Here is a 12,495-nt window from a genome sequence, read left to right as displayed (position 1 = left end):
GACCTGTATGATCATTACGAATGAAAGAAGGATTATTGCCATGATTGAGCTTCATAACGTCACCAAAACGTATGCAAACGGCACAAAAGGCCTGGATAATATTAATCTGAAGTTTGAGCAAGGCGAATTTATTGCGGTCGTTGGTTTGTCTGGAGCAGGGAAGTCAACCCTCTTACGGTCCATTAATCGACTGCACGATATTAGTGAAGGTGAGATCAAGATCAATGGAAGTTCGATTACGAAGGCGCAGGGCAAACGCCTGCGTATGATCAGACGTGATATCGGTATGATCTTCCAGAGTTTTAACCTAGTGAAACGCTCCAGTGTACTCCGTAATGTACTGTGTGGACGTGTGGGATATCATTCCACCATGCGTACCATCCTGGGTCGTTTCCCGAAAGAGGATGTTGAATTGGCATTTACCGCGCTAGATCGGGTTAACATCTCGGAGAAGGCTTACTCCCGTGCAGATCAATTGTCTGGTGGACAACAACAGCGTGTAGCGATTGCGCGTGTACTTGCCCAAGAAGCCAAAATTATTCTAGCTGATGAGCCGGTGGCATCACTAGACCCACTTACGACGAAGCAAGTTATGGATGATCTGAAACACATCAATCAGGAGCTAGGCATTACAACAATCGTCAATCTCCACTTTATCGATCTGGCAAGAGAGTATGCGACCCGGATCGTAGGATTGCGGGCAGGTAAAGTTGTATTCGACGGTCCAGTCGAAGAAGCAACGGATGAGCGATTTGCTGAGATTTATGGCAGACCGATCCTGGCCGACGAATTACTGGACAAGCAGGCTGTGCATGAGCAGGGAGAAGTTCTGGTATGAAGGGACAATCCAATGTTTCACTCCAGAATTCAGGCAAGCCAGGCATAGGCAAGGAACCTGGTTCCAGCCCGAATCAGGTCGTTAATCGTCCCAAACCCCCTGGACGCACGAAGCATCTACTCACGTTAGCCATTATTTTGCTTCTTCTCTGGGCGAGTGCGAAGCAGACCGATGCAAGCTTTACGGAGCTTTTTGAAGGCTTGCCGAACATGTGGGATCTGCTAAAAGAAATGTTTCCACCCCGGTGGAGTTACTTTGATAATATCGTTCAAGGCATGCTGGAAACCATTCGTATGGCTCTGATTGGTACAACCATTGGGGCGATCATTGCCATTCCGGTGGCTATTATCTGTGCGGGTAACCTAATGCCTAGTCGCTGGATTTACTTCCCTGCACGTTTTGTACTCAACCTGATTCGGACAGTGCCGGATCTGTTGCTTGCTGCTTTGTTTGTTGCGGTGTTTGGCCTAGGGCCAATTCCTGGTATCCTGGCACTGGCGGTATTCTCTGTAGGTCTAATTGCCAAGCTCACCTATGAGACGCTAGAAACGATTGATCAGGGGCCACTGGAAGCGATGACAGCTGTTGGCATGAACCGTATTCAGCTCATTGTGTATGGCGTTGTACCACAACTGGCTGCTCAATTTACATCCTATGTCCTATATGCCTTTGAAATTAATGTACGTGCTGCTGCCATTCTGGGATTGGTGGGAGCCGGAGGTATTGGACTTTATTATGAGGCTACACTTGGATTCCTGGAGTATGACAAGACCAGCGTAATCATTCTATTTACCCTTGCTATTGTTCTAATTATTGATTATGTAAGTACTAAGCTGCGGGAGAAATTGCTATGATGAAAAATGAAACAAGCCGCATCCGGCCGAAACCACGGAAGAACCCGCTTCGCTGGGTTATTGTTATCCTGCTGATTCTGGTGTATGCCTGGGCTCTTGCCGGTGTACCGTTTACCGGGTTTAAAGAAACCGCTGGACAGATTATGAAGGCGATTATCGCTGGTATATTCTCACCAGATTGGGACTTTGTTTATTTGCCTGAAGGAGAAGATTTGCTGCGTGGATTGCTGGATACACTCGCCATCTCCGTACTCGGTACGGTGATCTCTGCTGTATTATGTATTCCATTTGCCTTCTGGTCTGCACGTAATATGAGTGGGCATCGCTCAATCTCGGGTGCAGGTAAAATGGTGCTTAGCTTCATTCGTACGTTTCCAGAGATTATTATGGCTTTGATGTTTATCAAGGCTGTAGGTCCCGGATCGTTCGCTGGGGTGCTTGCCCTTGGTTTACACTCCATCGGTATGCTCGGCAAATTGTACGCGGATGAAGTGGAAAATATCGACTATGGTCCTTCGGAAGCGTTGCTCGCTACTGGAGCCAATCGTATTCAGCAATTATGGTTCGCTATTTTGCCGCAGGTCATGCCTGGATTCTTGAACTATACCCTGTATCGCTTTGAAATCAATGTCCGGTCTGCGACCATCCTGGGTGTCATTGGAGCCGGGGGGATTGGTACACCGCTGATCTTTGCACTGAGTACGCGGAACTGGCCGCGTGTAGGTATTATTCTGCTTGGCATTATTGTGATGATTACAATCATTGACTTGATCTCGGGATATATTCGGAAGAAGCTGGTGTAATGTGGAGAAGATTATTAAGTGCTAGTTATGATACAGCATTTAGTAGTCTTCTTTTTTTGTTTGTATCTAAGTCAGGACGTGTTATACCCTAGGTGTTAACGAATCGGAGAAGCGTTATATTTCGAAGTACTAGGTAATGTATCTAATTTTTGCGCCCAAAAGGCATATGAGCGTGCCAACGATTCGTTAGCATTTCCTGGATGCAGTTCTCCCCCGAATAAGGCTAAATGAGTTCGTTAGAGATGGAAGGTGCAGGATCAATGGAAGTGACTTCAGATCGTCAAATGCTGTTTCTTTGGAGAATTTTTGGTATGATTTCTTTATAAATACATGATTGAAAAGGAAAATTTATAATTTATTCACTTTCACTTATCTAGTGAGGGGGCTTTAGGTTGAGGTTAACACAATTACGTTTGTTCATTATTATTGTTGTTTTAGTTGGAGTTGGGCTGGTTGCATGGCTCTATCCATTTCCGAAGAATATTCATATTGAGCAGAAAGCTATTCAATATACTCAAGATGATCCAGCATCTGCGGTAACTACGAAGATCAAGGTGGAAGGAAGGATGGTTCGTCCTCTTTTCCGTCAGGCATCCTTTGAAGGCCACGTGTCTGTAGATAACTTTGATCTAACCCAGAAGGATTATATGTCGACGATTTATGTACTAGAGAGGAAGAATCATATTAATAAAGGTAGTTTAACTTACAATAGAATGGAAACTCCTTTCGATTATAGCTTGATTGGTCTCATTTATTTCAGTGATGATTGGAGAGAGATCAGTATGTTTCTCGGATCTACTGGGGATGAGAGAACACAAACGCATGTGGTTACAGGAGCTTCCAATTACGAAAAAGCTGTGGAGATTCAAGAGAAGATGAGAGGGAAGTAATGAGAACTGCGACCATTTTAATCATAATTTTGCTGACATTTGTTACCGGCTGTACAGGGCAGAATCAGCGCATCGATCCAAACGAGTTTCTACATCAATTCCAAACCTCACTTGAAGAGCAGGGGCTGAAGGTTAAGATCATGGAGCCTTCATCCAGTGTTGATATGCAGGGTTTGATTCCTCATCAATTCAGCATTTCTCACAATGGGGAGGACAGCGACACCGTATTTATTTTTTTTACGGATTCTATTGAACAAGCAAGGCAAGCGCTGGTAAAAGCGAACTTTAACATCTCGCTCATAACCAAGGTCGGTGAGTATACCAATAATAATGTCATTCTTATGCAATTCGCATATGACGGTAACCTGAATAAGTATCGTTCTCAGATTTACACAGCGATATCTAGTGATGAAGAGTGAGGAAAGAAGGTGAAGCACATGGAGACATTTACTATCGTCTGGATTGTGTTTATGATAGCCATATTATTATATCGAATGATTTTTCAGAAGTTTAAGGAGCATAACAGAGAGAATATCGGACTTAGTGGAATCCTGATCATTTTTACGTGGATTAACTATTCCTCAATACAGATAAACCAGATCGTATTTTTTGCCATCATTGCCATCGCTGCGTATTCTGCTGTAGTGAACGGCATGCAGTTGACCAGAAAGATCAATGAGCCAGAGCGATTGTCATGAACTTATGAATTGATGAATTAATGAATATAGGTAAAAAAACCGAATCCAGGTGGCTCAACATGGGGATCGACCCCATCCAGGCTACTCGTGGTTTCGGTTTTTTGGTTTGTTTTATTTAATATTAACTCGCCAATGGCAGAGCTGCTTTGCTTACTTGAACCGTGATGGTCTCTGTGCTGGTTACACCCGCTGCATTGATCAGTTCCGCACGGTACGTGTACGTCCCGTTGGCACGGCCAGACAGATCGGTTACAGCACGCTGAGATGCTGGTGTTGCAGCCTTCAATTCCTGTGTATCGATAAGTACATCATTTTCATAAAGGCGGTATTCTGTAGCATTTGTACCCCACCAGAGATTCATCGTTACGCTGTAAATGCCATCGCCATCCCAGTTATCTTGGGAAAGCGTAGCTTTACCTGGTGCCGCATTGGTTACTTGTACCGTCAGTTCGTCACTACGTGTCGTGCCTTTGCTATTAGTCAGCTCGGCTACATACGTATATGTGCCATTGGCTTTGTCTGCGATCGCTGTTTTGGTTGACTGTGCAGAAGGTGTAGCTTCAGTTAGCTTCTGTGTGTCAACGAGTACGCCGTTCTCATACAATTTGTACTCTGAGCCGTTATCGCCCCACCACAGATTCATACTTACGTTATAGGAGCCGCCGAACAGCCCTGTTGTATAGCCGTTATCGGAAGAAAGCACCGGTTTACCCGGTGCTCCCACAGCTGGAGTGGAAGGCACTTCGCCTCCACCTTGATCCTCTGCAGCAACAAAATCGTTCAAGCTTCTAGGTTTCAATTGATATACATCTTTGAAAATAGCCGATACACCTGTGATATCAATCTTGTCACCCGCAGCATAAGGGAAGGAAGTTTCAGTTACACCTGTACGTGTATCCACACGCACATGTGTAGTTGTTCCATCAGCAGCCACTGCATCGAATTCAAATGATCCAGCAGGCGTAGCGCTAATGATATTTTGAACTGTTACATCTTTCAGCTGTACGAGTTGACCTTGGTTAGCATCATTAATGGCAGTAACGAGAGCCGGAGCGGGAACAGAAGCAGTACCCGTCTTCTCAATAGCTACAACATCGGTAAGCTCAAATTCACTGTTATAGATCGTCGTTGGTGCTGTAACTTTCACTTTATCGCCAACTTGGAAGCCACTAGTATGCTGGAATACATAGATTCCAGCTGTCTCATCCTGAAGATAGAAGGCTTGTCCGCCGAATGAACCTGGCTGTGTTGTAACTACACCTTCAATCGTTACCGTTGAACCAACTGCTTTGGTACGAGCTTCAGCAACCGTAATTGTTGCTGGGATTGGTCCTTCTTCCTCTGGCAGCGGCGTAGCTGGTACGTTACCTACAGTTACGGCACTGGTGATCAAGTTGCTGCCGTTCAAGCGTAGGCGCAAGCTTGCATTGCCGTTTGTACCTGGTTTGATGCGAACGTTGAGGTCTTTGATTGCACGACCTTTACTGTCTGAGGTTACACTAAAAGTAGAACTATAACCGTATGATGTCGGCCATGTGCCGCTGTCATTTTGGATCATAGCTACTTGGGTTCCACCAGTCAGATAGATACCAGCGCTATAGCCTGATACCGTTGTATTTGGAGGCATGTTCTCTACTACAACACGTACCTGGAAGTCTTCCGCATTAGGGAGTGTATCCTGTTTTACGAAGCTGTAAGAAGCATTCGCGCTAGATGCAGGTCCACCGTAAGATCCAGCTTTGAATGTGGAACGATCATACCACTTGTATCCAGCAGCAGGTGCAGCCCAAGGTTCAGCTTGTGGTTCTGTAGAAGCCGCTGGCTCTTCGAATGGCAACAGGGCAGTAGCGGTATCTAGTTCCAGCCCAGCCACTTCTGTCAGGCTAGTATAGTTTTCTTGCGTCGCGAGCCAGTTCACGGTGTTCACGAGCAATACAGCATCATCTGCTTCTTTGAAGCCGTCATAAGTTGTTTTGCGTGTGCCTGTCTCTTCACGCAAGTATTTAGGCGATGCATCTTCCACAGGGGAAGAGTCACCGATGAAGGCAGCTTTACCCGCACCCAGCTTGGATACAGCGACGTAAGGGCCTTCTTCAATGCCACCACCGTTGTATACACCTTGGTCAACAGCGTTATTCCATTTGGCATTGGTTTTTGGCAGATACACGATACCTTTCGCAAGCGTTGGGTCTGTGATCGCCAGTGTGGAGCCCGCGTGCATCGCTACGGAGGATACACCTTCCGTGATGCCAAAGGCTTGGTCAGCCGGTACGATAATGTTGGCGTCAATATCACCAAGTGCGTTGTATCGGAAACGGATGCCGAAGTTTTCGGACAGCCAGTCTGTGCTCGTTACATTCTGCATAGCCTCAGAGTTACGTTCCTCTGTGCTCATGCCCTTAGTTGGCTCTTCGAACGCCCCACGGCGATAACCGTTAATGGCTTCTGAACCGTCCCAGCGGTTTTTGTTACGATCGGCATTATAATGATCTCCGATGAAGAAGATACTGCCGCCTTGCTCAACATATTGTTTCATTGCTGCTTGTTCCGAAGTTTTGAAAGGAATCTGAGGTTCTGCAATAACGAATACGTTATACTCTTTCAGATCCTCATAGGTAAATGGGGTTGTCTTGCGCAGTTCCTTTACGTAATATCCATCATTCGCTAACGCATTTCCGAAGTCGGAGAAACCTCCATCAATTACCCAATCTGCGGCTCCGGCCGTTTGACCGTGTGAGTTGTCGAACAATACCTTTTTGCCAGCATTTTCGTTAACGATCTTTGCCTGAATGAATGGTGCCGGATCTGTCGGCCCTTCCGCATGTACCGCTGCGTCTCCGTTCCACAATCCAATCTGAAGCGGCAAAGCCATGGACAATGCTAGGAGTGATTTTAACCAAACTCCCCGCAAACTTCTCAATTTACCCAACCAAATCCCTCCCAAATATTAGTTGATTCATAAGTTCGTCCATATTCTACCACACCAAAATCTAACATAGTCATACCAAATTGTAAAAATTAACTCGATATTTGTAAAATTGGGCATTATGACATATTCATATAGGTCTTAGGTATATATAATCACTTTTCCATGTGCTACAATATGTTCATTTTCGTAATAAAAAAAGTCATCTCCTAAGAGATGACTTTAGCCCGGATTCGATTGACCGCATGGAAGACAGAGGACTTAATCATGCCTTCACTGCGGTTGACCAGCTCCGCTGTTTCTTTAATAGAATATCCATGGATCAGGCGTAGCTCTAGTATTTTACGATGTTCGGTATTGTTAATATGGGAGACAAGGTCGTTAACACCTTCATTGATTTCAAGATTTGGTATGTCTACATGGTGTGTTGGTACCTCTAGTCGGCTGTCACGCCGTAACGTGCGAGTACGTCTGCGGAAGCTATCCATCGCTAGATTACGAGCAATACGTTTAAGATAGTAGAGAAGTCGATCTTCAGGTATGGGATCAGTCACTTTCATGAGCCGAATGAAGCACTCCTGAGCCAGATCCTCGGCATCCTGAGGTTGTTTGACGATACGTGATAGATACCTTGTGATTTCTGATTTATAGTTGACGTAAGCGTCATTTATCTGTGTGTTGTTCATATGATGTGAATCCCCCTTGGATACAGATCAGGCTTGGTTCCGGTCTGGTTACTCTTGCTTATGATGCAAGTATATCGGGCGGTTGTTTCCAAACCGTTCAGAGTTGTATCGGAGTTGTAACATTTCTCGCATTCCTCTGTTCAAGGAGCCAATTTGCGATACAAAATAGGGCGTGACTGAAAACTCCGAAGGAAGCAGATTTTGCTGAATTTTCGTTCCAAGCAAGGAAATTTTCCGCAGGCGTGCCGGGGCACGTCAAGGGAAAGTGACGCAGTAGGGGGCGAAAAGGCGGTAAAAGATGCACTTCAGCGAGTTTTCAGACACGACCTAGTCAACAAAAGAAATTCATAGAGCAGGGAGATTACGAGAGGATCATGAGACAAAAAGAAATTTTGATTATTGAGGACGAAGAATCCATTCGAGATATTTTATCGTATTCATTGCGCAAAGAAGGATTTGAGATGAAGGAAGCCGCTTCTGGGAAAGAAGGCCTAGAACTGCTTCGTCAATCGAAGCCCGATCTGATCCTGTTGGATCTGATGCTGCCGGATATGAGCGGGTTTGATGTGTGCAGACAGCTATCTGTGAATTCCAAAATTCCTGTAATCATGATTACAGCGAAGTCTGATATGTTAGATAAGGTGCTCGGCATGGAGCTTGGAGCAGATGATTATATTACTAAACCATTTGATATCCGTGAAGTCGTTGCACGTATTCGAGCCATCTTTCGCCGAATTGACCTGATAAGTGAAACGCTGGAGAATCAGTCTTATGAGGTAGTAAGGCTAGGTAAACATATCGAAATCCGTAAGGATGAGCGTGAAGTATGGAAGGACGGGGAACGCGCAGGTCTTACGAATAAAGAATATGATTTGCTGTTGTTTCTGGTAAACCATCACCGCAAGGTGCATACACGCTCTGAGCTGCTGGATAAGGTGTGGGGGTTTGAATTCGCTGGAGATACCCGAACGGTGGACATTCATGTCCAACGAATCCGCAAGAAGCTCGATAGCGGAGCACAAGGGATATCCATGATTGAAACGGTATTTGGCGTAGGCTACAAGTTGAATATTCAGGTGCAGACATGAAGTGGACGATTCAGTTCAAAATGGTGGTGCTATTTTCAGCAATTGTGTTCATCGGATTCTCCGCTCTCTTGATTCTCTCAAGCAAGGTAGCCGAGGAGAATATGTACCGAGAAGTGCATGAAGATATTGTTCAATCAAAAAAAAATCTAGATATTGCCCTGAATCAGTATTTCTTGATTCATAATAAACGAATGAATAAGGATGCGCTCGAAACAGGAAGCCGCGAGCTTGCAGAGCAGATCGGTTCTGCGGTTGGTGGTACGATTACAATATACCGTCCTGATGCTTCGTTATATGGTGCCACAAGTGGCGGGGTTAACGTCGCTAAACGGACTGACATTCCTGATGTTGAGCAGGCTATGCAGTCTAAGATTGCATACACAACAGAGGTGGAGCAAGGTCAAGTGACCGCAAGTTTATCTTTTCCCATTCAATCTGGTCAGCAAGTGATTGGTATTGTGCAATTGGAGAAGGATTATAGCGATCTGTATAAGCGGAACGTCCGTTTCCAGAATACGATTAAGTTATTTGCAGCGGCTATTTTTATATTTATATTTATTGCATCGATCTTTATTTCCCGGAAAATCACTCAACCGATCCGTGTACTGACGAAACGTTCTGCCGAAGTGGCGCAAGGGAGTCTTCATGCAGATATTCAGATTACAACGAAGGATGAGATTGGTGAGCTGGCCTCAAGCTTTACGGTCATGATTGACCGGGTTCGCGAGCAGATTGACGTTATTGAGCAAGAACGGGATGAAGTGAAGCAAGTACAGGCACGAAGCAAAGTTTTTTTTGATAATGTAACGCATGAATTAAAAACACCTTTAACGACGATTCTGGGATACGCCCAGATTTTGCGGGATAATGGATTCACAGATCAGGCATTCTTTGATAAAGGCATGACCTATATCATCAAAGAAAGCCGTCGTCTCAATACGATGGTTGCCGATATTTTGGAAGTTTCGGTGTCGTCAGCCGTCATTCAGGCGTATCGGTTCGAGCGTATCGAAGTATCCGATATTATTCGAGAAGCTTGTGAGGACATGTCCATCAAGGCAGGAAAGTACAACATTGGTATCCACTATGAACTGGAGGAAGAACTGTACCTTCACGGGGATCGTGATAAGCTGAAGGAGGTTTTTCTCAACGTTCTGGATAACTCGGTGAAGTACAGCGATGTGAATTCGATTATTGAGGTACAGTCCTCTCGTGAAGGCGACGGCATCGATATTGTCATTCGCGATCAGGGAGAGGGAATTGGTGCGGAAGCGCTCCAGTATGTATTCGAGCCTTTCTATCAGGATAAAGGCATTAATCGCACGGAGAAAGGAAGCGCTGGACTCGGATTATCCATTGTGAAAAACATCGTTGAGCGTCATGGGGGAACAGTAGAGATGAAGAGCATCATACATGAAGGCACACAAGTGCATATCCGTCTTCCGGGGGAAAGGAACGCATGAGGCCTCCAGGATTTTGGCGTAATCAACGTGACAGGTTCATGTTGTCAGGACTGCTAATTATATTTGTCGGTGGAATCTTTGGTATTGGCAGTCTGTTCAGTATTGGCAACCTTAAGCCAAGGACAGTAGTTCTGCCGAGTAACCAATTTAATAGCGCGCTGGCACCACCTCCGAGCAGTACGATTCAGATCGAATCTGCTACGAAGATTCCGAATGATTTTGGCATCTATGACTTTGACGTGGTGGATCGTAATACCATTGTGGTCAATGGTCCAGAGCATTCCTATTCTGGCTTGAAATTGTCGCTCTTGTATCTGGATGATAATCAGGTCAAGGATATTGTGGGCAATACCGACTTTGGCGTTGTACTGAGTCCAGACCGGAAGAAGCTAGTCTATTCACAGTATCGTTCAGGGCAGGCTCAGCGGACAACATTTGGCTATGATCTGAGCACTGGCGAGCGCAGCAAGTTCGGTCAGGATAACTCGTATTACAAAACGTTTGTGGGAAACAACAGCTATATTGGTCAGGATGAACTTGCTTTTAATCAGATGGATCTGAGAACAGGCAAGGCTCGTGTGATATATACACATCAGGAACTGATGTCCATGCTTACTGACGCAAGTAATGTGAAGGATTCACCGGATACCTTTATCATTATGGATGTATTCGAAGTAAGTCCAGATTCGAAGCAGGTCTACATCCTTGTTATGCTCAAAGACAGCTTTGCCATCTATCGTATTTCTCTTGAAGACGATCATGAAGTGACCAAGGTGATGAATATGAAAGACATATGGCAATTCAAGCTGTTGAAGAATGGAGATATGATTGTGCAAGGAGAGGACAACAATGTACAGGGATTGTATCGGTACAACACGGAGCAAGGTCAATTACATCTATTGATGAAGGGAGCATATTGGAACTTCGATCTAGATGAAGATGAATCCCGTCTGGCCTATGTCATTCCGATGGATAATCAGAAAAATGAAGTTCACATTGCTTATCTAAATGATAATGAACTAAGCTCTGACACGGTAATCTACCGCAATATTGAGAACTTAATGAATGTGAAGTGGTATGATGATGAACTATTTGTTGTAGGCAGCACGCAAGATAAAAGTGAGTTGTATCGGTTTAGCTTCAGAGCTTGGTAAATTGAAAAAAAAGAATTTGAATGACCTTGATCTGCACAAAGGTGGTTGTAGCCACCCTGCTGACAAGGTCTTTTTTGTACGACATTTTACAAGTTAGATACAACTATGGACGGCTAAGATACATCTCCACCCTATAATTTAGAGGAAGTTCAAAAAGTCGCTTTTGATTACGAAGCATGCCTAGCGGCATGATCAGCATCGAATATGGAATTCAGCCGAAATAAGCGGGATGCTTACGAAGTTTGTTTCCTTCGGAAACATGTAGTTGCTCACGTAGCTCCATCTACGCTCCGCTACTCCATTTCTATCTTCATCCCATCTTCTCGGTACTGAAAACCGAATTTTTGAACATGTATTTAAGCTATACATAATCAGCAGCTTGAAAGGAAGACAAGAAGGAATGTTACGAGTTGAACATTTATCCCACTCGTTCCGCAACGCACAGGGAAGTGTGCCGGTACTTCAGGATATTAATCTGACGATTGGGAAAGGCAAGATGGTGGCTCTGCTGGGCAGCTCAGGTTCAGGAAAGTCCACACTACTTAATCTAATGGCTGGGCTGATGAAGCCGGATCAAGGGAAGATTCTCATCGCTGATCAGGACATTGTTCGCTTCAGTGAAAATCGCCTGGCTGAGTTCCGTCGCAGCCATATCGGTTTTATTTTTCAATCCTATGAGCTGTTGTCCAATCTGACGATTCGGGAGAATGTGGAGCTGCCGCTTGTGTTTATGGGGGTAAGTCCCTCCAAGCGCAAAGTCAAAGCATTACAGTTGCTGGAGCAGGTAGGGTTAGGCGAGAAAGTGAATCTGTTCCCCTCCCAATTATCTGGCGGTCAACAACAACGGGTCAGTATTGCACGCTCACTCATTACCGAGCCATCGGTTATTTTCGCGGATGAGCCTACAGGGAATCTGGATACGGAGACCGAGGAAGAGATTATTACGATTCTGCAGAAGCTTAATCGGGAGATGAACACGACCTTTGTCATTGTGACGCATGAAGCAGAGGTGGCTGAGCAGATGCAGGTTGTACTTACCTTACATAAGGGTGTGTTGGTTGAAGAGACTGCACGAGAAGCTTGAGGTAGAGGAGA

Annotated in this window: 12 protein-coding genes; 10 read left to right on the top strand and 2 right to left on the bottom strand. The window is 45.0% G+C overall.

The annotated features are described in order from the left end of the window. The first annotated feature begins 40 nt into the window (after positions 1-40). From phnC to MH215_RS12140, 6 genes are all read left to right on the top strand, one after another. Entirely contained in the window at positions 41-838 is a 798-nt protein-coding gene (gene phnC, locus MH215_RS12165; RefSeq protein WP_056694609.1) for a phosphonate ABC transporter ATP-binding protein, read from the top strand. Beyond that, a complete protein-coding gene (gene phnE, locus MH215_RS12160) occupies positions 835-1,692 on the top strand; it encodes a phosphonate ABC transporter, permease protein PhnE (protein ID WP_239290477.1) in 858 nt (285 codons plus the stop codon). The genes phnC and phnE (MH215_RS12160) overlap by 4 nt, the downstream gene beginning before the upstream one ends. Then, positions 1,689-2,495 carry a phosphonate ABC transporter, permease protein PhnE gene (gene phnE / locus MH215_RS12155; RefSeq protein WP_156395388.1) on the top strand — a complete coding sequence of 269 codons (807 nt, stop codon included), beginning with the start codon at positions 1,689-1,691 and terminating at the stop codon, positions 2,493-2,495. The genes phnE (MH215_RS12160) and phnE (MH215_RS12155) overlap by 4 nt, the downstream gene beginning before the upstream one ends. Before the next feature lie 392 nt (positions 2,496-2,887). After that, the gene (locus MH215_RS12150; protein WP_239290476.1) at positions 2,888-3,385 is read left to right on the top strand and encodes a hypothetical protein; all 498 of its coding nucleotides are present in this window, start codon (positions 2,888-2,890) and stop codon (positions 3,383-3,385) included. Then, entirely contained in the window at positions 3,385-3,804 is a 420-nt protein-coding gene (locus MH215_RS12145; protein WP_239290475.1) for a hypothetical protein, read from the top strand. Before MH215_RS12150 ends, MH215_RS12145 begins: the two co-directional genes overlap by 1 nt. Before the next feature lie 18 nt (positions 3,805-3,822). Beyond that, positions 3,823-4,083: a hypothetical protein gene (locus MH215_RS12140; protein ID WP_239290474.1), complete on the top strand. Its 261-nt coding sequence runs from the start codon at positions 3,823-3,825 to the stop codon at positions 4,081-4,083. A gap of 121 nt (positions 4,084-4,204) precedes the next feature. Here the strand turns inward: MH215_RS12140 and MH215_RS12135 are convergent, their stop codons facing one another. Further along, complete coding sequence (locus tag MH215_RS12135; RefSeq protein WP_481857431.1) at positions 4,205-7,012, bottom strand: chitinase N-terminal domain-containing protein; 2,808 nt, start codon at positions 7,010-7,012, stop codon at positions 4,205-4,207. 206 nt (positions 7,013-7,218) lie between these two features. Then, on the bottom strand, positions 7,219-7,695 hold the full coding sequence (locus MH215_RS12130; RefSeq protein WP_239290473.1) for an RNA polymerase sigma factor: 477 nt from the start codon (positions 7,693-7,695) through the stop codon (positions 7,219-7,221). 374 nt (positions 7,696-8,069) lie between these two features. On the opposite strand from MH215_RS12130, the gene MH215_RS12125 reads away from it, so the two are divergent. The 4 genes from MH215_RS12125 (at position 8,070) to MH215_RS12110 (ending at position 12,484) form a co-directional block, all read left to right on the top strand. Then, positions 8,070-8,783: a response regulator transcription factor gene (locus MH215_RS12125; protein WP_145049421.1), complete on the top strand. Its 714-nt coding sequence runs from the start codon at positions 8,070-8,072 to the stop codon at positions 8,781-8,783. After that, a complete protein-coding gene (locus MH215_RS12120) occupies positions 8,780-10,246 on the top strand; it encodes a sensor histidine kinase (protein WP_239290472.1) in 1,467 nt (488 codons plus the stop codon). Before MH215_RS12125 ends, MH215_RS12120 begins: the two co-directional genes overlap by 4 nt. Further along, on the top strand, positions 10,243-11,400 hold the full coding sequence (locus MH215_RS12115; RefSeq protein ID WP_239290471.1) for a lactonase family protein: 1,158 nt from the start codon (positions 10,243-10,245) through the stop codon (positions 11,398-11,400). Before MH215_RS12120 ends, MH215_RS12115 begins: the two co-directional genes overlap by 4 nt. 400 nt (positions 11,401-11,800) lie before the next feature. Further along, positions 11,801-12,484, top strand: coding sequence for an ABC transporter ATP-binding protein (locus MH215_RS12110; RefSeq protein WP_239290469.1), 684 nt, complete (start codon positions 11,801-11,803; stop codon positions 12,482-12,484). The last annotated feature ends 11 nt before the right edge of the window (positions 12,485-12,495 follow it).

It is taken from the genome of Paenibacillus sp. ACRSA (assembly GCF_022346845.1).
Classification (GTDB): Bacteria; Bacillota; Bacilli; order Paenibacillales; family Paenibacillaceae; genus Paenibacillus.
The sequence above is the reverse complement of the archived record's forward strand: the minus strand, read 5'-3'. Positions and strand labels throughout refer to the sequence as shown.